We start from the raw sequence: 23,210 nt of genomic DNA, 5'->3' as shown, positions 1-23,210 counted from the left end.
TGGTAGCTGCTCAACCAATAAGGCTTTCTAACAGACAAAACACCTCCAAGTACGACCTTTGCCGCAACTGACTCAGTTGATACCAACGCGGCAGAGCGCCGTCGACCCGGCCGATCAGGGCAGTCGGCTCACCGGGAGGCAGAGTCACCGACAGCGGTGATGGTCGGCAGCGGTGGCGGGCCGGCGGCCGGCGGCCACGGCGGCGCAAAGGTCGGCGCCGGGGCCGGCGTCGTACGGGCCAGCCCTCGCCGCCCGGCCAGCCAGGCGACCACGATGGCATAGCCGATCAGTAACGGAGCGTCGACCACGAGCATCTGCCACGGCGCGTCGGTCGCCGTCTGCTCGATGGTCAGTTGACCGAGCGCACCGGCGAGCAGCATCGCGACGAGGTTGTTCACCACGTGCAGCGCGACGGCGGCCTCCAGTCCACCGGTACGGACCGTCAGCCATCCGGTGACCACCGCGAACAGCAGCAGGTCCAGGAAGCCCCAGGTGGTGCCCCAACCGTGCGCGAGAGCGAACGGCACCGCCTGGACCACGATCGCCGGCCACGGGCCGCGCAGATACGCCCCGACCGCCTGCAGCAGCCAGCCCCGACAGAGGTACTCCTCGGCGGCGGCCTGCAGCGGCACCAGTGCCAGCAGCATCGCCGCGCTGGTCACGAACATCCCGACACCGACCCACTCGACGTCGTCGACGCCGGTGTCGGCGCCGGTCAGCGCCGTCAGTCCGTACGTGCCGGCCAGCAACAGGACGACCACGGGCAGGGCGATCAGCAGGCACCGCCCCAGCCACGACCACCGGATCCGGCCGACGACCGAGGAGACGCTGCCCGGCGAGCGACGCTGGATCAGCCAGGCGGCCACCAGCACCAGCGGCAACCCGGTGGCGATCCCGAGCAACGCGTACGCCGTCTCGGCGAGCGCCGGCAGCACCGGCAGTCCGTCGGCGTCCCGGGGCGCGTCGAGCACGAACGCGACGATCATGAACACGATGATCAGCGCGACCTGCGCCGCCAGGAAGGAGACCAGCACCGTGCCGGTGCCCAGTAGTGGCCGCCACCAGCGATGGGCGTCGGTCGCGGCCAGCCGGTGGTACGGGGTGCCAGCGGGAGCCGGGATGCGCCAGGGTCGCGCCGGCACCGCAGGGGGTGGGTAGGACATCGGGGTCATGTCGTCGAGCCTGCCGCCCCGAAGGGACGCCGGCATCGTCCGACGGCACGAATCCCGCCTCTTCCCGTGGATAGGGACCGGCTCCACCCGAGGTACGCCCCGACCGGCGGACCTCTATTGTCGACCAGACATGAACGGATGGCGACGCTGGTTGCTGCCCGCCGTGCTGGCGACCGGGCAGCTGGCTCTCTGGCCGGTCGGGCCGCTGGTCGGCGGTGCGCGGCCGGCTCCGGTGGGCGTCGTGGTCGCCGTCGCGGCGACCACCGTGGTCGCCGTCGCGCTGGGCTGGCGGGTCCGGGCGCCGTACCACTGCTGCGCGGCGGTGGCGGTCGCGCTCTGGGCCGGGACGGCCGGAACGCCCCACGAGGCCCTGGCCGCACTCAGCGTCGCCGAACTGGTGGCGCTGTTCTCCGTCGCCGCGCACCGACGGCTCGACCGTGCGCTGGCCGTCGCCGGCCTGGTCGGTGTCGGCAGCGCCGTCGCCACGCTGCTCGGCTACGGGGCCACCGGGGATGCCGTCGGCGCCATCGGGCTCAACATGGTCAGTTACCTGCTGGCGACCGGGCTGGGCCACAGCCGGCAACGGTGGCGGCTCGGCCGACGACAGGCCGCCGCCGCGCTCGCCACGGCACGGCTCGCCCAGCAGCAGGCGGCGGCCCGCGAACGACACCGGCTGGCCTGCGAACTGCACGACGTCAGCGCCCACCACCTGACCGCCGTGGTGGTCACCGTCACCGCCGCCCGGCGGCTGTCCGCCAGCCGGCCGGACCTGGCCGGGCAGGCTCTGCGGTTCGCCGTCGACGCCGCCCACCAGACCACGGCGACGGTCCGTCAGCTCGTCGGCGTGCTGCGGCACGACCCGACCGGGTACGTCGGCGAGCCCGGCACGCTGGACAACCGGCTGGCCGGCCTCGTCGCCGGGTTCCGGGAGCTCGGCCAACCGGTCGAGTTGGCCGTCGGTGCCCAGGTCACCGACCGCGACGCCGACCTGGTGTTCGGGTGCGTGCGGGAGGCGTTGACCAACTCGGTGCGCTACGCGCCCGGTGGACCGGTACGCGTCGACATCGGCGTCCGGACCGGCCGGCTCCTGGTGACCGTGGTCAACCAGCCGGGTACCCGCTCCGCCGAGGACGACGTGATCGGCTCGGGCAGTGGGCTCGCCGGCGTCCGGGAACGCGCGCGGCCGCTCGGTGGTGACCTCACCGCCGGACCCACCGACGACGGCGGCTGGCAGGTCCGGCTGGACCTGCCAGCGGCCGACCCGGCGGTGGGTCGCCGAGCCCGCGCGACCGGCCCGGACCTGACCGACCTGGCGTTGACCATGTTGGCGATCGCGCTGCCGGTCGGTGTCGTCGCCCTCGACTGGCCGCTGCTCCAACGGGACGGGCCAGGGCCGGTGCTGGTACTGCTCGCGCTGCTGGTGGCGCACGCCGCCGCGCTACCGTGGCGGCGGCGGGCGCCGTGGCTGGTGCTGGCTGCCACCACCGGCACCGCGCTGGCGTGGCCGCTGGCGATCGGGGTCGGGCTGCTGCCGTCGGGCGACGTGGTGACGGCGTTGCTGGCCGGTTGCCTGGCAGAGGTCGTGGCGATCTGGACGGTGGCGACCCGGACGACGGCACGGGTCAGTTGGCTGGCGGTGCCGGCGATCGCCCTGGTGATCGGCCTGGTCGTCGCGATCGGCCTGATCAACGACGTCGATCCGGGGGCGGAGGTCGACATCGGAGCGGACGGTCGGCCTGTGCCGACTGCGGTCACCGTCGTGACAGCGGCCCTCGCCACGATCGTCTTCGCGGTGCTGCTCGGCGTCGGGTTCGCCGTCGTCTGGTTGGCGGGGGTGGCGGCGCGGCACCGGCGCGGGCGGGTCCTGCGTGGCGAGCAGACGGCGATCCTGACGGCGAACGCCGCCGCCGACAGCGTCGCCTATGCCGCGCGGCGGCGGATCGCCGCACAGCTCGACGAGCGGGTGCTGCCCCGCGCCGCCGAGGTCGCCGCCGTGGCGGCGCGCCCGCCGGCCGCCGATCCGGTGGCCCAGCTGGACGAGGTCGCCGCCGCGGCCAGGTCCGCCCTGGCGGCGATGCGGGACCTGCTGGTCGGTCTGCGGAGTACCGCGACCGGCGACGACGGGGCCCCGGTGGCCGACGCCGACGACCGTACCCCGCAGCCGACGACGGTGGACCTGACCGCGCTCGCCGCCGCGTACCGCGCCGCCGGACGACCGGTCACCACCTACCTGCCCGACGGCCCGGACACCCTGCCGGTGGCGCTCGACGTCTGCGCGTACCGGCTGGCGGAGGCCGCGTTGGCCGCCGGCGACACCGGCCCCGCTCAGGTCCGGGTGGCGCTCGGTCCGGAGCCGTGTCTCTACCTGGAGGTCCGTGGCGTCGCGGCGGCGGTACGCGACCCCACCGTCGCGGCGCTGCGGGCCCGGGCCGAGGCGCTGGCCGGGGTCTGCCGCGTAGCACCGGGCGGCACACTACAGGTGTGGTTGCCGTACCAGCGGCCAGTGGCGCACCAGGAGGTGACGGCATCGGTATCCGGGTGATCGTCGTCGACGACCAGCCGGTGGTGGCGGCGGGGTTCGTCGCCATCATCGACGCCGAACCGGACCTGACGGTCGTCGGCACCGCCGGCGACGGCGCGGCGGCGGTCAGCGCGGCGGCGCGGCTGCGCCCCGACGTGGTGGTGATGGACATCCGGATGCCCGGCATGAACGGAATCACCGCCACCCGGCTGCTGACCGCCCGGGGCGGCCCCCGGGTGCTCGTGCTGACCACGTTCGACCTGGACGCCTACGTATTCGAGGCGTTGCGGGCCGGCGCGTCGGGTTTCCTGCTCAAGGACGCCGAACCGAACGAACTGCTGGCCGCGATCCGGATCGTCGCCGGTGGGGAGTCGCTGCTCGCGCCAGCTGTCACCAGCCGGCTCATCGCGGCGTTCGTGGCGGGTCAGCCCGCCGAGGCCGTACCGCCGCCTGCGGTGGCCGGCCTCACCCCCCGCGAGCGCGAGGTGCTGCGGCTGGTCGCGCAGGGGCTGTCGAACGCGGAGGCGGCCGCCCGGCTCGGGGTCGGGGTGGGCACCGTCAAGTCCCACGTCAACGCCGTACTGGGCAAGCTCGGGGTCCGCGACCGGGTACAGGCCACCATCGTCGCCTACGACGCCGGTCTGGTCAGCCCTCGGCGTTGAGCCGGTACCCCGTGCGCTGTGGGCGGTCGTCGCCCCGAGGCGGGAGGCGGCGTTCGCGGCTCCATCGGCGCGACCGTGGGCTCGCCGGCGGCGCGGACCGCGTCGGCGGTGCGGACCGCACCGCCGTGTGACGGACCGCAGGTCACCCGAGCGGTCAAGATCGAACTTCTCCGAACCAGCCCCTTGACATCCCACAGAAGCGGGCGTAAACAAACCTGAAGCAAAACGAAACGGCGGTGAAACCACATGTACGCCGAGGAGCGGCAGCAGGAGATCGTCCGGCTCGCCCGTACCGAGGGCCGGGTCGACGTGACCGCGCTCGCCGAGTCACTCAACGTGACCGCCGAGACGATCCGGCGCGACCTCACCACCCTGGAACGGGCCGGTGTTCTGCGGCGGGTGCACGGCGGCGCCATCCCGGTCGAACGCATCGGCTTCGAACCGGCGCTGGCCACCCGCGACGCGGTCCTGACCACCGAGAAGGAGCGCATCGCCAAGGCCGCGCTCGCCGAACTCCCGGCGGAAGGCGCCATCATCCTGGACGCCGGCAGCACCACCGCGCGGTTGGCGGCGATCCTGCCCACCGACCGGGAGCTGACCGTCGTGGTCAACTCCCCGGCGCTGGCCACCACCCTCAGCGTCCGCAACAACCTGCAGGTGCTGCTCCTCGGCGGGCGGGTCCGCAGCCGGACCATGGCCACGGTCGACGACTGGGCGCTGCGGCCACTGGCCGACATCTACGTCGACGTCGCCTTCATCGGCACCAACGGATGTTCGGTGGAACGCGGCCTGACCACCCCGGACCCGGCGGAAGCGGCGGTCAAGCGGGCGATGATCGGCGCCGCCCGGCGCTCGGTCCTGCTCGCCGACCATACGAAGATCGGCAACGACTACCTGGCCCGGTTCGGCCGGCTCGCCGACATCGATCTGCTGATCACCGACACCGGTCTCAACGAGGACCTCGTCGCCGAGGTCGAGACCGCCGGGCCCCGGGTGGTGCGGGCGTGATCCTCACCCTCACCCTCAACCCGAGTCTGGACCGTGCCGTCGAGGTCGACGACCTCGTCCGGGGCGAGGTCATCCGGGCCACCGGCACCCGGCTCGACCCCGGCGGCAAGGGCGTCAACGTGTCCCGGGCGCTGCTGGCCAACGGCGTACCGACCGTCGCGGTCCTGCCGTGCGGCGGCGACGACGGCGAGCAACTCGTCCGGCTCCTCGCGGTGGAGGGTGTCGAGGTCATCACCGTCGCGATCGCCGGACGCACCCGGTCCAACCTCACCCTGGCGGAACCGGACGGCACCGTGACCAAGGTCAACGAGCCCGGCCCGACGCTGAGCGTGGCCGAGTTCGAGGCGATAACCGCCCGGCTGCTGCGCACCGCCGAGCGGGCCGACTGGGTGGTGGTCTGCGGGAGCCTGCCACCGGGGCTGTCGCTCGACGCCTTCGGTCAGCTGTGCCGCAGACTCGTCGACGCCGGACTGCGGCTGGCCGTGGACACCAGCGGCCCACCACTGCGTACGGCCGCGCAGGCCGGTGCCGCGCTGGTCAAGCCGAACCGGGAGGAGCTGGCCGAGGTCGTCGGGCGGCCGCTGGACACCCTCGACGACGTGGTGGACGCCGCGCAGCAGGTGCGGGCCTGGGGCGCGGGCACCGTCCTGGCCAGCCTCGGCGCGCAGGGCGCCGTGCTGGTCGACGCCGACGGCGTACACACCGGCGACTCCCGGGTCGAACACCCCCGCAGCACGGTCGGCGCCGGCGACGCGCTGCTGGCCGGTTTCCTCGCCGCCGGTGCCGCCGGCCCCGACGCGCTCGCCGAAGGGCTCGCCTGGGGAGCGGCGGCGGTCAGCCTGCCCGGCAGCCGGATGCCCGGCCCGGCCGACCTGCGCCGGGACACGGTACGCCTGCACCCACCTGTCCGACGGTCTCCGGCACCTCGTGCTCCCGAGGTGTCCCGACACCTCGGGACCCACACACCTGTCACCTACCCCTAACCCCCACATAGAAGGAGCACCACAACCATGGCCACCGACTACACACCCCAGGTGCAGGGCACCGGGTTCAAGGCCAGCGTGCAGAGATTCGGCGGCTACCTCGCCGGCATGGTGATGCCCAACATCGGCGCGTTCATCGCCTGGGGTCTGATCACCGCGTTGTTCATCCCCACCGGCTGGATCCCGAACGAGACCATGGCCGAACTGGTCGTTCCAATGCGGGACGTCCTGCTGCCGATTCTGATCGGCTACACCGGTGGTCGCCTCGTACACGGCCAGCGCGGTGCGGTGGTCGCCGCGGTCGCCACGGTCGGCATCATCGTCGGTGCCGGTGACGTACCGATGTTCCTCGGTGCGATGATCATCGGTCCGCTGGCCGCGTACCTGCTGAAGCTCTTCGACAACCTGATCGAGGAGAAGATCCCGGCCGGCTTCGAGATGCTGATCAACAACTTCTCGGCCGGCATCATCGGCGGCGGCATGGCGCTGGTCGGCCTCTGGGTGATCGGTCCGGTGGTCAGCACCGGTACCGACGCCATCGGATCCGCAGTGGACTGGATGGTCGGCCACAGCCTGCTGCCGTTCGTGTCGATCCTGGTCGAGCCAGCCAAGGTGCTGTTCCTCAACAACGCGATCAACCACGGTGTGTTCGGACCGCTGGGCGTGGCCGAGGCAGCCACCGACGGCGACTCGATCCTGTTCATGATCGAGTCGAACCCCGGCCCGGGCCTCGGTCTGCTGGTCGCCTTCCTGCTCTTCGGCCCCCGGCTGCTGCGCCCCAGCACCCCGGCGGCGATCATCATCCACTTCCTCGGCGGCATCCACGAGATCTACTTCCCGTACGTGCTGATGAAGCCGCGGCTGATCCTGGCCATGATCGCCGGCGGTGCCGCCGGGGTCTGGACCTTCATGGTCACCGGCGCCGGTCTCGTCGGTCCCCCCTCGCCGGGCAGCATCATCGCCTACCTCGGGATGACCCCCCGGGGCGGCTGGTTCGGGGTCCTGCTCGGCGTGGTCATCTCGGCGGCGGTCACCTTCGCGGTCGCCTCGGTGCTGCTCGGCTTCGGCCGCGGCGAGGGCAAGGAGCCGGTCGAGGAGGACTCCGGGCCGCAGGCCGCCAGCATCGACACCCCGGCCGGCGACGCCGCAGGGGCGCACGCCTACCGGTCCACCCCGACCACCTACTGACCCGGTCCACGACCGCAACCCACCCGCGACCACGGAGGGCACCAGGCCCATGGCATCGATCAACGCGCAGGACATCCGCAAGGTCGTCGTCGCCTGCGACGCCGGCATGGGCAGCAGCGTGATGCTCGCCAGTCAGCTGCGCAAGCAGCTCAAGAAGCACCAGGTGACCGTCGAGCACACGCCGGTCAACGCGATCCCCGCCGACGCCGACGTCGTCGTCTGCCACCAGGGTCTGGTCGACCGGGCCCGGGGCAGCGCACCCGACAAGGTGATCGTCCCGGTGCAGATCTTCATCGGCGACCCCGCCGTGGCCCGACTGGTGGCCACCGTACAGCAGGGCGGCCAGCTCGATGGCTGACCGCCGACCGGACCCCGGCGCTCTGCTCGAGCGCCGGGCCGTCCGGCTTCAGGAACAGGCCGGCGACCGGATCGCCGCGATCCGCCGGTGCGGCGAGGTCCTGGTCGAGATCGGCGCGGTGACCCCGGAGTACGTCACCGCGATGCTGCAACGCGAGCAGTCCGTCTCCACCTACGTCGGGGAGGGTGTGGCGATCCCGCACGGCACCCTTGCCAGCAAGGAGGCGGTACGCCGGGACGCGCTCGCCGTGCTGCGCTTCCCGGAACCGGTGGACTGGGACGGTTTCCCGGTGACGGTCTGCGTGGCCATCGCGGCCCGTGGCGACGGGCACGTCGAACTGCTCGCCGCGCTGGCGCAGATCCTGCTCGAACCCGACTCCGCCCGCGCGCTGCGCGAGGCCACCGACATCGACGACGTGCTCCGGCTGCTGGCGCCGGTGCGAGAGGAGAGCTCCACATGAAGGTCGTCCGGTTCCACTCCCCCGGCGACGTCCGGATCGAGGAGGCACCGGAGCCGCAGCCCGGCCCCGCTGACGTGTCGATCCGCGTCCGGGCCTGCTCGACCTGCGGCACCGACGTCAAGATCCGCAACTTCGGTCACCACCACATCGCCCCACCCCGGGTGATGGGCCACGAGATCGCCGGCGAGATCGCCGCGGTCGGCGCCGAGGTCACCGGCTGGCAGGTCGGCGAGCGGGTCCAGGTGATCGCCGCGATCCCCTGCGGCGCCTGCGGCGAATGCCGACGCGGCCGGATGACGGTCTGCCCCAACCAGGAGTCGATGGGCTACCACTACGACGGCGGGTTCGCCGAACACATGGTGGTACCGGCCAAGGTCCTCGCGGTCGACGGGCTCAACCGGATCCCGGACGGCGTCAGCTACGCCGAGGCGTCCGTGGCCGAGCCGCTGGCCTGCGTCCTCAACGGGCAGAACCTGGCCCGGGTCGGCGCGGGCGACGACGTGGTGATCATGGGCTCCGGTCCGATCGGCTGCCTGCACGTACGGCTGGCCCGCTCGCGCGGCGCCGCCCGGGTCTTCCTGGTCGACGTCAACCGCGAACGCCTCGACCTCGCGGCCGGGCTGGTACACCCCGACGCCACCGTCTGCGGCGCCGAGACCGACGTGATCGACGAGATCAAGAAGTTGACCGACGGACGCGGCGCGGACGTGGTGATCACCGCCACCGCCGCCGGCGTCGCCCAGGAGCAGGCGTTGCAGATGACCGCTCGACAGGGACGGATCAGCTTCTTCGGCGGTCTGCCCAAGGACAAGCCGATCATCGCCTGTGACTCCAACCTGGTGCACTACCGGGAGTTGACCATCGTCGGGGCGAACGGCTCCAGCCCGGCGCACAACGCCGAGGCGCTCGGGCTGATCGCCAGCGGCGCGGTGCCGGTCGCCGACCTGATCACCCACCGGTTGCCGCTGGACCGCGCGCTCGAGGCGTTCGACGTGGTCGCCCGCGGCGACGCCATCAAAGTCACCATCGAGCCCTGACCCCACCAGGGACCAAGGAGGCGCACCATGCCCACCCGTACCGTCGCCGTCGGATCCGCCAGTGGCCTGCACGCCCGGCCGGCCGCGCTGTTCGTCGCCGCCGCCGCCACCGCCGCGGTGCCGGTGACGATCCGCACCGCCGACCGACCGGCCGTTCCCGCCCGCAGCATGCTCAGCGTGCTGTCCCTCGGCGCGAAGCAGGGCACCGAGGTCACTCTGGAAGCCGACGGTGACGGCGCCGAGGCGGCCCTCGACGAGCTGGCGGCGCTGCTCGCCAGCGACCTCGACGCCGAGGACACCGCGCCCGCCGGTGACGCCGACGCGGCGGCCGGCCGTGCCTGACCTGCTGACCGGGCTCGGTGTGGGCACCGGGTGGGCGGCCGGCCCGGCGTACCGGGTCGCCGAGGCCCCCCGACTGCCCGCGCCGGTGCCGGTGCCCGACCCGGCCGCCGAGGCGGACCGGGCGGTGTCCGCCCTGACCACGGTCGCCGCCGAACTCGGTCGGCGGGCGGGCACCGCGACCGACCCGACAGCGGCGGAGATCCTGCGCGCGCAGGTGATGATGGCCGAGGACCCGGTGCTGCACGAGGCGGTACGGGCCCGCGTCGACGCGGGCGCCGACGCCCCGCACGCCATCGACGCCGCGCTCGGCGAGCACCGGGCAGCCTTCGCCGCCGCCGGCGGCTACCTCGCCGAACGGGTCGCCGACCTCGACGACCTGCGGGACCGGGCGGTGGCGGTCTGCCTGGGCGAGCCGATGCCCGGCGTACCGGATCCGGGGGTGCCGTTCATCCTGGTCGCCCGGGACCTGGCCCCGGCGGACACCGCCGGGCTCGACCCGGCCCGGGTTCTGGCCCTGGTCACCGCCGCCGGCGGGCCGACCAGCCACACCACCATCGTGGCGCGGGCGCTCGGCCTGCCCGCAGTGGTGCGCTGCGACGGCATCCTGGACATGGCCGACGGAACTCTGGTCACCGTCGACGGCGCCACCGGAGAGGTCGCGGTCGGGGTGGACGCCGACACCGTCACCGACACCACCCGGCGGGAGCAGCGTCGGCGGGCCGAACTCGCGGCGACCAGCGGGCCGGGGCGTACCGCCGACGGGCATCCGGTGGCGTTGCTGGCCAACATCGGCTCAGCGGCCGACCTGGTCGACGACGTCGAAGGTGTCGGACTGTTCCGCACCGAACTGCTCTACCTGGACCGCGCCGCTCCACCCGGGCACGACGAGCAGGTCGCCGCGTACGCGAAGGTCTTCTCCGCCGCCGCCGGGCGCAAGGTGGTGCTGCGGACCCTCGACGCCGGCGCGGACAAGCCGTTGCCGTTCCTGCACGCCGGTGAGGAGCCGAACCCGGCGCTGGGCGTACGGGGCCTGCGGACCGCACGGCGGCGCCCCGAGGTGCTGCAGGGCCAGCTCGCCGCGATCGCCCAGGCCGCCGCGGCCACCGGTGCCGACGTCTGGGTGATGGCACCGATGGTGACCACCCCGGCGGAGGCCGCCGACTTCGCCGCCCTGGCCCGGGCCACCGGGCTGCCCACCGTCGGCGCCATGGTGGAAGTGCCGGCCGCCGCGCTGCGCGCCGAGGCGCTGCTGGGCCACGTCGACTTTCTCAGCATCGGCACCAACGACCTGAGCCAGTACACGTTCGCCGCCGACCGGCTCTGCGGCGACCTGGCCGACCTGCTCGACCCGTGGCAACCGGCGCTGCTGGAGCTGATCGCCGGCTGCGCGCGGGCCGGTGCCGCCGCCGGCAAGCCGGTCGGGGTCTGCGGCGAGGCGGCCGCCGACCCGGCGCTGGCCGTGGTGCTGACCGGGCTCGGGGTGTCCAGCCTGTCGATGTCGGCCCGGTCGGTGCCGGCGGTACGGGCCGCGCTCGCCGCGCACACTGTCGAGGACTGTCGACGGCTGGCGAGGGCCGCCCTGGCCGCGCCGGACGCCACGGCCGCCCGCGCGGCCGCCAGCACCGGCCTCGCCGGCGGCTGACCCGTCCCGACCGTCCCGGGCGAGCTGGTCGGGACGGTCGAACCGAGCCGGTCGGCCCTGGCCGGGTGCGGCGTCAGCTGGCCGGGTGCGGCGTCAGCTGGCCGGGTGCGGCGTCAGCTGGCCGGGTCAGGCCGCCGGGTCGGCGTACAGGAGCAGCCAGGTGAACGGCTGGACCGCGCCGGAGGGCGTCCGGTGTTCTTCCCGGTGGGCCTGGCGCATCCGCAGCCAGGGAAACTGCGCGGCGAGTTCCTCGGCGGTGTAGCGGGCGGTCGGCAGGCTGGAGCAGTGGGTGGGTCCGTCGTCGGCGAAGACCCCGATCACCGCGTGGCCGCCCGGTTCGAGCGAGCGCCGCAGGGTCGCCCGGTACCGTTCGCGGTCCGCCTCGTCGGTGAGGAAGTGGAACACGGCGCGGTCGTGCCACACGCGGTAGCGTCTGGCGGGTCGCCAGTGCCGTACGTCGGCGACCACCCAGTGCACCGCCGACGCGTCGTCGCCGAGGTCGTGCCGGGCCGTCGCCAGGGCCGTGGCGGAGATGTCCAGCACGGTCAGGTCCCGGTGCCCGGTCCGCCACAGGCCGGCAGCGAGCGTCGAGGCGCCGCCGCCCACGTCGACCACGGCACCGTCGGCGCCGCCCAGCGCGGCCGCGACCAGCCTCATCGACATCCGGGGATCGTCCTGGTACCAGCTGACCTCGGTGGTCTGCCTCGTGCGGTACACGCTCTCCCAGTGGTCCTGCCCCTGCGCCATGCCGTCCAGCCTGCCACGCCCGACGGCCGCCCCGCCGTTGGGCCGCCACGGATGTGGCCCGACTCGGCCCGACTCGGATCGTCCGGGAGGTCCCGGCCGCGCGGCCGGTGGCTCAGCCCCGGGTCGCCAGCCCACTCGGGAGCTGGTCCAGGACCTCGGCCAGGGGCAGCGCGGCGGCGCTGGTCAGCGTCAGGTCCGCCGCCGACACCTGGGCCGGGTCGACGAAGGCGTTCGGGATCGCCACGGTCCACATTCCCGCGTCGGCGGCGGCCCGGACCCCGTGCCCGGTGTCCTCCACCGCGACCGCCTGGCGGCCGGCGACGCCGAGCCGGTCGAGCGCGAGTCGGAACACCGCCGGGTCCGGTTTCGGTGCTGCGACCTCGTCGCCGGTGGCGATGACGTCGAACCGGTCGACGGCACCGACCCGGCCCAGGTGCTCGCGCACCCAGGTCCGGGGCGAACTGCTGGCCACCGCGGTCCGCAGGCCCAGCCGGGCGGCCTCGTCCAGCCAGTCGCGGATGCCCGGGCAGAAGTCCAGGCTCTCGTGCCGGGCCCGGCGGTACGCCTCGTACCGTGCCTGGCAGGCGGACCGGTCGAAGGTGGGGCCGACCAGGGCGGCGAGCCGGTCGAGCCGGTGGTCGGTGCAGTTGCCACCGTTGCCGGGCCAGAACCAGCCGTCGAGCTCGAGGTCGAGGCCGTGCGCCGCCCAGACGTGCCGCCAGCCGTCGACCAGGGTCGTCTCGGTGTCCATCAGCAGCCCGTCGAAGTCGAAGACGATCGCTACGATTTCTGTGTCCACCATCGACTCTCCTCCTGCGGCCCGCCCATGTCAGGGTACGGGGGCGCGCGTCACCGGGTCGGCGGTGCCCTGCGGCACGTCGGGGCGGCAGCGGCGCAACCGGGCGGCGGCCAGCCGGCCGCCGACACCGAGGCCGTGGGTGCGCACCGCCGCCAACCCGTACGCGCTGCAGGTGGGCGTGAACCGGCAGCGGCCCGGCCAGTACGGCGACAACCACCGGCGGTAGCCACGGATGGCCGCCTCCCCCGCCCGGTCCAGCCCGGGTGCCCGCGTCGCGGTCGCCGCCAGCGCGCCGATGGTGAGCAGGGTCGAGAACAGCCCGAGGTCGCAGCAGTCGCAGCCGTCGCAGCAGCCGTCGAGATTGCGGAAACGGGACGATCTGCGCTGCTGGCGGCGGTTCTTCCGGGCGTTGGTCCAGATGTTGCCGATCATGCGGTTGATGATCGACGACGGGTGCAACCGGCACCGTCGGGGATCGACCGCAGGAACGGTCCGGCGATGCCACGCGACCGATCACGGACTGTACGTAGTCAGACGTTGACGCGGCGTGGTCATTGACGACGGGAGACCCCGGACCGCAGGATCCGTTGATGAGCCGGACGATCCTGGTCACCGGGGCGCGCCGCGGCATCGGCGCGGCCCTCGCGGTCGGACTCGCCACGCCCGGTGTGACGCTGGTGCTGCACCACCTGGCCGCTCCTGACGAGGCGGAGGCCGTCGCCGCGCGGTGCCGGGCGGCCGGCGCGTACGCCCGCCTCGTCGAGGCCGATCTGTCGGTGCCCGCCGAGGTCCTGGCCATGGCCGAGGCGGCCGGGCCGGTCGACGTACTGGTCAACAACGCCGCCCGCGCCTCGAACGTATGGATCGACGAGTTGCCGCTGGCCGAATGGGAGGCGACGTTCGCGGTCAACGTCACCGCTCCGATGCTGCTCAGCCAGGCGTTGGCGCCGGGGATGCGGGCCCGTGGCGGCGGCCGGATCATCAACGTCACCTCGGCCACGGTCCGCCTGGGCGGCCCGTCCGGGCCGTCGTACGTGTCGAGCAAGGCCGCGCTGGTCGGTCTCACCCGGTCGCTGGCCCGCGCGCTGGGGTCGGACGGCACCACGGTCAACGCCATCTCGCCGGGCGCCATCCGCACCGAGGGCGAACGTGAACTCGCCGGTGGCCGGCCGGTCGACGAGGCAGCGGTCGACGCCGCGATCCTGGCACGTCAGGCCGTACCGCGCCGACTGGACCCCGACGACCTGGTCTCCACGGTCCGTTTCCTGGCCGGCCCCGACTCCGGTGCCGTCACCGGTCAGGTGATCGAGGTCGGCGGCGGGCTGGTGCACCGCTGAACGTGCGGGCCCGGGCGTTCATCCGCTGGTCAGCGTCTGTCGCCGACTCCGTTCACCTGCGGCGGCGATGCTCCCGCTCGTTCGACACCGACAGCGTGGAGGCACCGTGCCCAGACCAATCTGGCAGTTCACCGCTATCCTCACGATCCTGGCCCTGCTGATGGGCGCGATGACACCGGCCTCGGCGACCGCCGGCACCGACGCCGCGCCGGTCCTGCTCACCGAACCGTTCCTGCAGTCTCCGACGAAGAATTCCGTCCGGGTCGTCTGGCTCACCGAGTTCGCCGGTCGGCACCACGTCGTGGTCGTCGGCGAGCGCGCCGACGAACTCAACCGGGCCGAACTGCGGGCCGCCGCCACCGGCGGCAAGATTCGAGGGGTACGGGTGTTCCGCGCCCGCACCGGCGAGCTGTCCCGGGTGGCCGAGGACGCGGCCTCGCAGATCCCGGACCCGCCGGCGCAGATCACCCGCCGGCACATCTGGCGGCACGAGGCGACCGTACGCGGACTCGGTGTCGGCAGTCGGACGCCGTACCGGGTGGTGTCGATCGACGGGGGCGCGCTGGTCGCCTCCGACACCTACACCCTGGCGCCGGCGGCAGCCAAGGGTCAGGCGCAGAAGATCCTGCTGACCAGCGACCACCAGTCGATGCCCAACACCCCGGCGAACCTGCAGAAGGCGGTCGAGACGGTCGGCCGGATCGACGCGGTGTTCCTCGCCGGCGACCTGGTCAACGTTCCGGACCGGGCCTCGGAGTGGTTCGACGACCAGCGCGGCGGTGCGTTCTTCCCGGCGCTGCAGGGGCGGGCGTCGCGGACTGTCAACGGCGTCGCCTGGACCGGCGGTGAGATCCTGCAGCACGCACCGATCTTCCCGGCGATCGGCAATCACGAGGTGCAGGGCCGCAGCGGGCTACCGACGCTCAACGAGTCGTTCAACGCCCCGGTGCCCCGGGAGGTGGCCGAGGCCGCGTACCGGGAGGTCGCCCGGCAGGTCAACCCGCGCAACGATCCGAAGATCAAGGAACGCTGGATCCTGGAGAACTCGTTCAACACCGAGACGTACGAGGAGATCTTCTCCCTGCCGACCAGCGGACCCGGCGGCGAACGCTGGTACGCCACCACCATCGGCGACGTCCGACTGATCTCGCTGTACGCCACCCGGATCTGGCGAGGCACCGGCATCGCCGCCGACCCGGCCAACTGGCAGCGGACCCGGTACACCGAGGCTCCGGCGACCACCGGCGATCCGCTGGCCCAGGGTTGGGGTTCGCACATCTTCGAGCAGATCGACGTCGGCAGCCGGCAGTACCGGTGGCTGCAGCGCGAGCTGGCCAGCAAGCAGTTCCGGGACGCGACGTACACGGTGGTGATGCTGCACGAGGGCCCGCACGGATTGGGTGACAACGTCAACCCGCCGTTCACCGATCCGGTACGCACCGAGGAGACCGACGCGGCCGGCAACACGCTGGTCCGGTACGACTACCCGCGCGCGGACAACGTGCTGACCCGCGACGTCGCCCCGCTGCTGGAGTCGGCCGGGGTGAACCTGGTGCTCAACGGCCACTCGCACCTGTGGAACCGGTTCACCGCCGCCTCCGGTACGCACTACCTGGAGACCTCCAACGTGGGCAACTCCTACGGGGCGTTCCATCCGCTGTCGGGCCGGTCCCGGCCGGTGCCGCCGGCACCGTGGAACCCGGACAACTACCTGGCCCAGGGCAACCCGGGCGGGTTGGCGCCGCAGCTGCCGACGGTCGCGCCGCTGACCAACCCGGCCGGTACGCCGTTGCCGTTCGTGCAGAGCAACGACCACTCGGTGTTCAGCGTCCTGGACACCGGCACCGGTGAGGTGACCAGCTACGTCTTCGACCTGCGGACCCCGGAGGTCGCACCGGTCGTGCTGGACCGGTTCGCCCTTGGTGCCTGACGAACCGCGGTCCCGCCATCGGACCTGGCGATGGCGGGACCACCGGTCGTCGGTTCAGTTGCCGACCCAGACGTAGGATCGGCTGCCGAGGGAGGCGTCGGGGACTGTCGCGGCGGCGCTGGCGAAGAGCTGGTCGACCCGGGCGGCTTCGGCGGCACTCGGGTAGGCGTTGCGGCAGGAGACCGGCGCGCTGCTGCCGGACATCAGGTCGGAGCAGAGCCCGGTACGCCGGTCCGGCAGTCCGAGAATGTGTCCCCACTCGTGGGTGGCGATCCGGGTCCGGTCGTAGCCCTGGTTCACCGCCTGGGTACCCATGTAGATGCGGCCCGCGCCCAGCCGGGTGACGTACGCCCGGGGCCAGCCGTTGTCGACGTAGACGACGACCGACGCCGGGCTGCCCGGCTGCAGCCGGACGTTGTCCACGCTGCTGTTCCAGATCTGGGCGGCCTCGGCGAAGTTGGTCGCGAACTGACCGGCCCGGCTGGCGTCGTAGTAGATCGTGGTCACCGCGGCCGAGGCCGGCGCGGTGGCCACGACCTGGGCTCCGATCAGCGACAGGATGACGGTGACCGTCGCGAGGATCGCCCGGGCGGTGCGTTGTCTCGGCATGTCATGGCTCCTTGGGAACGGGCCGGGGTACCGGTTCGGTATCGACCGGTACCGCCCACCGTAGGCCATTTGAATCGACGTACACCTATCCCGTTTCACTCATAGCGCGCCCGGGACGGACGCCGGGGCGCGCAGCGCCGGCAGACGGCCGGACCTCGCGGCACTCCGGCGGGAAGCCGGGCCGAAGTGACGGCTCGCACAGCACGGACCCCCGGCGACGGATGACGACTTGAAGAAGTCTTCAATTACACATATGCCAGTGCCGCTGTACCAGAAGAAGGCCGAGTTCTTCCGGATGCTCGGCCACCCGGTGCGGATCCGGGTGCTCGAGCTGCTCGGTGAACGCCCCCGCCAGGTGCGCGAACTGCTCGCCGAGATCGACGTCGAGGCGTCGAACCTGTCCCAACAGCTCGCGGTGCTGCGCCGGGCCGGGATCGTGGTCTCCAGCCGGGACGGCTCCGCCGTCACCTACGCCCTGGCCGGGCCGGACGTGGCGGACCTGATGCGGGCCGCCCGGCGGATCCTCACCGAGATGCTGGTCGACCAGACCGAACTGCTCGCCGCGCTGCGTCAGGCGTCCCCCGACGCCGCCTCGGGGCGCCGGTGAACACCACCGCCGTACGCCGCCTGCTGCCGCAGGCCGCCGACTGGCGGGCGGTTCGCCGACGGCCCGGACGTGACCTGCTCGCCGGGCTGACCGTGGCGATCGTGGCCCTGCCGCTGGCCCTCGGCTTCGGCGTCGCCTCCGGGCTGGGCGCCGCCGCCGGGCTGGTCACCGCCGTGGTCGCCGGCACCCTCGCGGCGCTCTTCGGTGGGTCGAACCTGCAGGTCAGCGGCCCGACCGGGGCGATGACGGTGGTGCTGGTGCCGATCGTGGCGACGTACGGGCCCAGCGGGGTGCTCACCGTCGGCCTACTGGCCGGGCTGATCCTGATCCTGCTGGCGCTGGTACGGGCCGGCCAGGTCGCCCGCTACATGCCGGCGCCGGTGATCGAGGGGTTCACCGCCGGCATCGCCGCGGTGATCCTGCTGCAGCAGATCCCGGCCGCCCTCGGCGTGCAGGTCCACGGCGAACGGGTGCTGGCGATGGCCGGCCAGGCCGTCGCGGCCTTCGCCGCGGCGCCCCGGTGGCCGTCGCTGCTGATCGCCGGCGCGGTGGCCGCCGCGATGCTGATCGGAGCGCGGTGGCGACCGACCGTCCCGTTCTCCCTGCTGGCGGTCGCGGCGGCGACCGCGACGACGATCGCGAGCGGGCTGCCGGTCGCGACCATCGGCGCCCTGCCGGCCAGCCTGCCCACGCCGTCGCTGGCGTTCCTGGACCTGGCGGCGGTACCAGCCCTGGCCAGCGCGGCGATCGCGGTGGCCGCCCTGGCCGCCCTGGAGAGCCTGTTGTCGGCCACCGTCGCCGACGGCATGTCGGTCGGGCAGCGGCACGACCCGGACCGGGAACTGTTCGGCCAGGGCGTCGCCAACCTGGTGACCCCGATGTTCGGTGGGGTGCCGGCGACCGCCGCGATCGCCCGGACGGCCGTCAACGTCCGGGCCGGCGCCACCTCGCGGCTGGCCGCGCTGTCCCACGCGGTGATCCTGGCGGTGATCCTCATCGCGGCGGCCCCGCTGGTCGCCCGGATCCCGGTGGCCGCGTTGGCCGGGGTGCTGATCGCCACCGCCGTCCGGATGGTCGAGGTGAGCGCGCTCACCGCGCTGGCCCGCGCGTCGCGCTCCGACGGGGCCGTCATGGCGCTGACCGCGGCGACCACCGTCCTGCTGGACCTGGTCACCGCCGTGCTGGTCGGGCTGGTCGTCGCCGGCGGCCTGGCGCTTCGCAAGATCGCCCAGGCGGTACGGCTGGATCGGGTGCCACTGGACACCGGCGACCACCGCGCCGAGGAGCAGGCGCTGCTGGCCGAGCACATCGTGGCGTACCGGCTGGACGGGCCGCTGTTCTTCGCCGCCGCCCACCGGTTCCTACTGGAGTTGTCCGAGGTCGCCGACGTACGGGTGGTGATCCTGCGGATGTCGCGGGTGTCGACCATCGACGCCTCCGGTGCTTTGGTGCTGCGCGACGTGGTGCAGCGGCTGGAACGGCGCGGCATCGCCGTCTACCTGTCCGGCGTCCGGCCCGAACATCGCAAGGCGCTCACCGCGTTCGGCATGCTGTCGCGACTCGATGGGCTCGGCCGGGTCCTTCCCGACACACCGGAGGCGATCGCCGCCGCCCGGGCGCAGCTCGGCCTCCCGGTCCGGGCCGAGGCCACCGAAGACGACCAGCCGCCGGGGTCGTGAACCACGGCGGGACGTGAACGACAGTCAGGCGGGTCAGGCGGGAGCGAGGACGAGCTCCAGGCCGCCGCTGTCGCGGACCGGCACCGGTACGGCGTCGGTGGCGTCGGTGCCGCCGTACCACCGGACGATCCCCCCGCCCTCCCAGCTCAGCGTCACCTGTTGCCTGCTGAGCAGCGGAAACTGCTTGCCTTCGGCCCAGTTGTCATGGTCGACGACCGCCACCGGATCCTGGGTGGTCACGTTGCGGACCACCAGCCGCCCGGGACCGGGCTGGTCCGGTACGACCACGGCGACGTCCGCGCCACGCCGCAGCGGGTACCAGTAGGTCGACGACGGTGTCGTCGTCGCTGGGACCAGCTCGGCCAGCAGCCGGTTACCGACACCGCCGCTCCACTGGTACGGGTAGCCGTCGGCCTGGAACAGCAACGGCCAGGCGTACGGGCCGAGCCAGTCGATGTGGAACGCGCCGTCGGTGGCGATCGGCGCGTACCGGGGATCCCGGCGGCCGTCCGGGTCCGGGCCGACGATGCCGACCGTGCCGTTGCCGATCGGTCCCAGCGTCACCATGCCGGTGATGGCGGCCCGCCGGTCCAGATAGATCGTCGGTGCCGGGGCGATCTCGTCGGCGGCCACGGTGATCCGCACCGCCTCCTGCTGGGTCCCGGTGCCGCCGTGGCGGCCGACCCACTGGGCGCCGTACCGGCTGCCGGAGTCCGGTAGCGCGAAGAGGGTGTACGTACCGGGCCCGGGCACCGCAACGGTCACCCGGCCCTGGGTGTCGCTGCGCGCCGGGCAGAAGTCCGGGAACGCGAAGGTCTTCACCTCGGTGGCGAAGACACAGATGCCGGCAAGTCGCCGTCCCACCCGGTCGTGGACCTCCGAACGGATGCCGGCCTCGGCGGACGCCACAGCGATACCCGCCGACGGCGCCGCGCCGGTCGGCGGGGCCGCAGGCGGTACGGCCGAGACGGTGCCGAGCAGGGTCGCGACGAGGACGTGGGGAAGGGCTGTCAAAAGTAGGGGTGTCACACTGCTTCAACGTCGGCGGCGGCGGGACGTTACGTCCCGCCGCCCGGCATCCCGTCCGCCAGTGCCGTCACCCCTTCAGGCCGGTGTGCGCCAGGCCCTCGATGAACTGCCGCTGGGCAATCACGAACACGATCAGCACCGGGATCGCGGTCAGCGACGCCGCCGACAACTGCACGTTCCACATCGGCCCGCCGTAGGCGTCGACGAACTGGGTCAAGGCCTGCGGCAGGGTGAACTTCTCCGGAGTGGACAGGAACACGATCGGCTCCAGATAGAGGTTCCAGCTGTGCAGGAAGGTGAAGATCGCCACCGCGCCCAGCGCCGGGCGGGCCAGCGGCAGCGCGATCCGCCAGAAGATGGCGAACCGGCCGAGCCCGTCGACCCGGGCCGCCTCCTCCAGCTCACCCGGCAGGGCGAGGAAGAACTGCCGCATGATGAAGGTGGCCAGCACACTCGGCGCGCCGAAGATCGGCACCAGGATCAGCGGCCAGTGGGTGTCGATCAGGCCCAGTTGGTTGAACATCTGAAACAGCGGGACGATCGTCACCTCACTGGGGATCAGCAGGCCGAGCAGCACCAGCAGGAACAGCGCCTGCTGGCCCCGGAACCGGATCCGGGCGAACGCGTAGCCGGCCAGCGACGACACCGCCAGCGTGCCGACGGTGACCACGGCGGCGATGTAGGCGCTGTTCCAGTACTGCCGGGCGAACGGCTGCAGGGTGAACACGTCACGGTAGGCGGCGAAGCTGATGTCGGTCGGCCACAGCGTCGGCGGGAAGGCGAAGATCTGGCTCACCGGCTTCACCGACGAGGTGACCATCCACCAGGTGGGGAAGACGAACGGCACGGCGAGGACCAGCAGTACGCCGTACAGGGCGAGCTTCGCCCGTGGCGAGAGCGTGCTACTGCTCATGGAACACCCATCTCCGACGCATCTGCCACTGCACCACGGTCAACGCCAGCACGATGCCGAACAGCAGCACCGACAGGGTCGCCCCGTAGCCGAAGTGGTGGAACTGGAACGCCTGCTGGTAGAGGTAGTAGACGAGCACCGTGGTCGCGTTGCCCGGCCCGCCCTGGGTGAGCACCGCGATCTGCGCGAACACCTGCAGCGACCCGACCACGGTGATGATCGAGGTGAGCAGGATGGTCGGGCTGATCAGCGGTACGGTGATCCGCCGGAACTGGGTCCACCGGCTGGCCCCGTCGACCCGGGCGGCCTCGTACAGCTCCCCCGGCACGCCCTGCAGCGCGGCCAGGAACAGCACCATGTTGAGGCCGACGTTCTTGACCACCTGCACGACGATCACCGCGACCATGGCGGTGGCCTCGCCGCGCAGCCAGTTCGGCCCGTCGACGCCGAGGGTGCCGAGCAGGCCGTTGACGCCACCGTCGGCCTGCAGCAGGAACCGCCAGACGATGGTCCAGGCGACCAGTGACACGACCACCGGTGAGAAGAACAGCGTCCGGAACACGACGGTGCCGCGCAGCTTCTGGCTGAGCAGCACCGCCAGCAGCAACGCCAGGGCAAGGTTGACCGTCACCAGGCCGATGGAGAACAGGGCGGTGGCCCCGAGTACGCCGGGCAGCGCGGGATCGTCGGTCAGCTGCCGGTAGTTGTCCGCGCCGGTGAACTCGAACGTGCCGGCCAGTACGTTCCACTCGTGCAGGCTGTACCAGCCGACCAGGCCCAGCGGCACCAGCACGAACACCGCCGTACCGACGAGCTGCGGGGTGATGAACAGGTAGCCGGCGGCCTGGTCCCGGCGGTGGATGGTCCACCAGCCGGGCCGGGCCACCGCCACCGACCGGACCGGCATCACCCGGCCAGCAGCGGCGCGATCGCCGCGCAGACCCCGGCGAGGACGCCGGGCACGTCGGCGTCGGCCCGCCACATCGGGTCGAGGGCGGCCCGGACCGCCTGGTTGATCTCGGCGCTGTCGGTGTGGCTGGGCTTGACCACCCCGGCGGCGATGCCGTCGATGACGACCTGTTGCAGCTGCTCCGGCGTGAGCAGCGGGTTGGTCTGCGCCAGGGTGTCGGCGGTCAGCAGCGACTGCCGGGGCGGTGGGAAGAACCGCGCCAGTTTGGCGGAGTTCTCCGGGTTGGTGAGGTAGCCCAGGAAGTCTGCGGCGGCCTCGGCGTTCGGGCCGCGTTGCAGCACCGCGACACCGCCCTGACCGATCACCGCGTACTCGCCGGCCGGGCCGGCCGGCAATGGCAGCAGGTCCCAGTCGAACGCGCCGTCTTCCAGCAGCGAGGCCCGGGAGATCTGGGTGATCGTCAGCGCGGCCTCGCCGGCGAAGAAGTCCGCGGTGGTGCCCGGTCCCGGCAGCGCGCCGGCCGTGAAGATCGCCTCGTGCAGGAAGGTCATCGCGTCGACCATCGCCGGGTCGGTGAAGCCGCACTCACGCCCGTCGTCGCTCCAGGCTTGCGCACCCCAGCCGGCCCACACGGTGGACAGGTAGTCCCAGCCCTGGTAGTCGAAGTCCCGGATGACCAGGCCCGCCCGGTCGGTGGCCGCGTTGACCGCAGCGGCGGTGTCGACCGCGTTGGCCCAGGTCCACTCCCCCGCCGCGAGCTGCGCGGCCGGGTCGGGCCGGCTGGCCTCGGCGATCAGGTCGCGGTTGACGAAGACGCCGAACGGCGAGGTCGAGAAGGGGTACGCGTAGAGGGTGTCGCCGTCGCGCCACAGCGCGGTGGCCGAGTCGACCAGGTCGTCGGCGTCGGTGACCACCTCGTCGAGCGGGGCGAGCACGCCCGAGGTGACGAAGTCCGGGGCCGAGCTTTCGAAGATCCAGGCCAGGTCGGGCGGGTTGCCGCCGGCGATCTGCGTGGTCAGTGTGGTGGTGTAGTTCTCGAACGGCAACGGGTCGAAACTGATCGCGGCCACGCCCGGGTTGTCGGCGAGGTAGGCGTCGGCGATCTCGTCGAACAGGGCCAGGTGCGCCTCGTTGGCCGACCAGATGGTCATCCGTAGCGAGACCGGGCCGTCGGTGCCGCCGTCGTCCCCGCCGCAGGCGGCGACGCCGAGCAGGCTGGCCGCCAGGGCCGCGGTCGCTATCCGGTTTCTCATGTCGTGGGGTCCTTCCTCAGGTGA

23 protein-coding genes are annotated in these 23,210 nt (G+C 72.8%); 14 read left to right on the top strand and 9 right to left on the bottom strand.

All coding sequences use genetic code 11. The annotated features are described in order from the left end of the window. Positions 1-128 precede the first annotated feature (128 nt). The gene (locus O7623_RS04155) at positions 129-1,172 is read right to left on the bottom strand and encodes a type II CAAX endopeptidase family protein (protein ID WP_282227263.1); all 1,044 of its coding nucleotides are present in this window, start codon (positions 1,170-1,172) and stop codon (positions 129-131) included. 130 nt (positions 1,173-1,302) lie between these two features. On the opposite strand from O7623_RS04155, the gene O7623_RS04150 reads away from it, so the two are divergent. The 10 genes from O7623_RS04150 to ptsP all read left to right on the top strand — a co-directional run bounded on the left by O7623_RS04150 (position 1,303) and on the right by ptsP (position 11,373). After that, positions 1,303-3,714, top strand: coding sequence for a histidine kinase (locus O7623_RS04150; RefSeq protein ID WP_282227262.1), 2,412 nt, complete (start codon positions 1,303-1,305; stop codon positions 3,712-3,714). Next, positions 3,654-4,355, top strand: a complete 702-nt coding sequence (locus tag O7623_RS04145) for a response regulator transcription factor (protein ID WP_348775123.1) — start codon at positions 3,654-3,656, stop codon at positions 4,353-4,355. Before O7623_RS04150 ends, O7623_RS04145 begins: the two co-directional genes overlap by 61 nt. A 246-nt stretch (positions 4,356-4,601) precedes the next feature. Next, positions 4,602-5,363, top strand: coding sequence for a DeoR/GlpR family DNA-binding transcription regulator (locus O7623_RS04140; protein WP_282227261.1), 762 nt, complete (start codon positions 4,602-4,604; stop codon positions 5,361-5,363). Further along, complete coding sequence (pfkB, locus tag O7623_RS04135) at positions 5,360-6,346, top strand: 1-phosphofructokinase (RefSeq protein ID WP_282227260.1); 987 nt, start codon at positions 5,360-5,362, stop codon at positions 6,344-6,346. The genes O7623_RS04140 and pfkB overlap by 4 nt, the downstream gene beginning before the upstream one ends. A gap of 27 nt (positions 6,347-6,373) precedes the next feature. Next, positions 6,374-7,534 carry a PTS mannitol transporter subunit IICB gene (locus tag O7623_RS04130; RefSeq protein WP_282227259.1) on the top strand — a complete coding sequence of 387 codons (1,161 nt, stop codon included), beginning with the start codon at positions 6,374-6,376 and terminating at the stop codon, positions 7,532-7,534. 49 nt (positions 7,535-7,583) lie between these two features. Next, complete coding sequence (locus tag O7623_RS04125; protein ID WP_282227258.1) at positions 7,584-7,892, top strand: PTS lactose transporter subunit IIB; 309 nt, start codon at positions 7,584-7,586, stop codon at positions 7,890-7,892. Then, positions 7,885-8,352 (top strand): PTS sugar transporter subunit IIA, encoded by a 468-nt coding sequence (locus O7623_RS04120; protein WP_282227257.1) that lies wholly within the window; start codon positions 7,885-7,887, stop codon positions 8,350-8,352. The genes O7623_RS04125 and O7623_RS04120 overlap by 8 nt, the downstream gene beginning before the upstream one ends. Further along, positions 8,349-9,389, top strand: a complete 1,041-nt coding sequence (locus O7623_RS04115) for a zinc-dependent dehydrogenase (protein WP_282227256.1) — start codon at positions 8,349-8,351, stop codon at positions 9,387-9,389. Before O7623_RS04120 ends, O7623_RS04115 begins: the two co-directional genes overlap by 4 nt. 27 nt (positions 9,390-9,416) lie before the next feature. Further along, positions 9,417-9,731, top strand: coding sequence for an HPr family phosphocarrier protein (locus tag O7623_RS04110; RefSeq protein WP_282227255.1), 315 nt, complete (start codon positions 9,417-9,419; stop codon positions 9,729-9,731). Continuing rightward, positions 9,724-11,373, top strand: coding sequence for a phosphoenolpyruvate--protein phosphotransferase (ptsP, locus tag O7623_RS04105; RefSeq protein ID WP_282227254.1), 1,650 nt, complete (start codon positions 9,724-9,726; stop codon positions 11,371-11,373). The genes O7623_RS04110 and ptsP overlap by 8 nt, the downstream gene beginning before the upstream one ends. A 126-nt stretch (positions 11,374-11,499) precedes the next feature. Here the strand turns inward: ptsP and O7623_RS04100 are convergent, their stop codons facing one another. From O7623_RS04100 to yidD, 3 genes are all read right to left on the bottom strand, one after another. Further along, entirely contained in the window at positions 11,500-12,120 is a 621-nt protein-coding gene (locus tag O7623_RS04100) for a class I SAM-dependent methyltransferase (RefSeq protein WP_282227253.1), read from the bottom strand. 112 nt (positions 12,121-12,232) lie between these two features. Beyond that, a complete protein-coding gene (locus O7623_RS04095; protein WP_282227252.1) occupies positions 12,233-12,922 on the bottom strand; it encodes an HAD-IA family hydrolase in 690 nt (229 codons plus the stop codon). Between the two features lie 27 nt (positions 12,923-12,949). After that, on the bottom strand, positions 12,950-13,351 hold the full coding sequence (yidD, locus tag O7623_RS04090) for a membrane protein insertion efficiency factor YidD (RefSeq protein WP_282227251.1): 402 nt from the start codon (positions 13,349-13,351) through the stop codon (positions 12,950-12,952). 158 nt (positions 13,352-13,509) lie between these two features. On the opposite strand from yidD, the gene O7623_RS04085 reads away from it, so the two are divergent. Continuing rightward, entirely contained in the window at positions 13,510-14,256 is a 747-nt protein-coding gene (locus tag O7623_RS04085; RefSeq protein ID WP_282227250.1) for an SDR family NAD(P)-dependent oxidoreductase, read from the top strand. Between the two features lie 106 nt (positions 14,257-14,362). Next, positions 14,363-16,186: a metallophosphoesterase gene (locus tag O7623_RS04080; protein ID WP_282227249.1), complete on the top strand. Its 1,824-nt coding sequence runs from the start codon at positions 14,363-14,365 to the stop codon at positions 16,184-16,186. Between the two features lie 54 nt (positions 16,187-16,240). Here the strand turns inward: O7623_RS04080 and O7623_RS04075 are convergent, their stop codons facing one another. Beyond that, complete coding sequence (locus O7623_RS04075; protein ID WP_282227248.1) at positions 16,241-16,795, bottom strand: snapalysin family zinc-dependent metalloprotease; 555 nt, start codon at positions 16,793-16,795, stop codon at positions 16,241-16,243. A gap of 253 nt (positions 16,796-17,048) precedes the next feature. Here O7623_RS04075 and O7623_RS04070 point away from each other — a divergent pair, with 253 nt between their 5' ends. Next, positions 17,049-17,402 (top strand): metalloregulator ArsR/SmtB family transcription factor, encoded by a 354-nt coding sequence (locus O7623_RS04070; protein ID WP_282227247.1) that lies wholly within the window; start codon positions 17,049-17,051, stop codon positions 17,400-17,402. Beyond that, entirely contained in the window at positions 17,399-19,081 is a 1,683-nt protein-coding gene (locus tag O7623_RS04065) for a SulP family inorganic anion transporter (protein WP_282227246.1), read from the top strand. The genes O7623_RS04070 and O7623_RS04065 overlap by 4 nt, the downstream gene beginning before the upstream one ends. 33 nt (positions 19,082-19,114) lie before the next feature. Here the strand turns inward: O7623_RS04065 and O7623_RS04060 are convergent, their stop codons facing one another. The 4 genes from O7623_RS04060 to O7623_RS04045 form a co-directional block, all read right to left on the bottom strand. Continuing rightward, the gene (locus O7623_RS04060) at positions 19,115-20,095 is read right to left on the bottom strand and encodes a hypothetical protein (RefSeq protein ID WP_282227245.1); all 981 of its coding nucleotides are present in this window, start codon (positions 20,093-20,095) and stop codon (positions 19,115-19,117) included. Between the two features lie 82 nt (positions 20,096-20,177). Then, the gene (locus O7623_RS04055) at positions 20,178-21,023 is read right to left on the bottom strand and encodes a carbohydrate ABC transporter permease (protein WP_282227244.1); all 846 of its coding nucleotides are present in this window, start codon (positions 21,021-21,023) and stop codon (positions 20,178-20,180) included. Further along, positions 21,013-21,930, bottom strand: a complete 918-nt coding sequence (locus O7623_RS04050) for a sugar ABC transporter permease (RefSeq protein ID WP_282227243.1) — start codon at positions 21,928-21,930, stop codon at positions 21,013-21,015. The genes O7623_RS04055 and O7623_RS04050 overlap by 11 nt, the downstream gene beginning before the upstream one ends. Continuing rightward, positions 21,930-23,186, bottom strand: coding sequence for a sugar ABC transporter substrate-binding protein (locus O7623_RS04045; protein WP_282227242.1), 1,257 nt, complete (start codon positions 23,184-23,186; stop codon positions 21,930-21,932). The genes O7623_RS04050 and O7623_RS04045 overlap by 1 nt, the downstream gene beginning before the upstream one ends. Positions 23,187-23,210 lie beyond the last annotated feature (24 nt).

The sequence above is a fragment of the Solwaraspora sp. WMMD791 genome, from assembly GCF_029581195.1.
Lineage (GTDB): Bacteria > Actinomycetota > Actinomycetes > Mycobacteriales > Micromonosporaceae > Micromonospora_E.
Note: the sequence above shows the minus strand (reverse complement) of the source record. Positions and strands in the feature narration are given on the sequence as shown.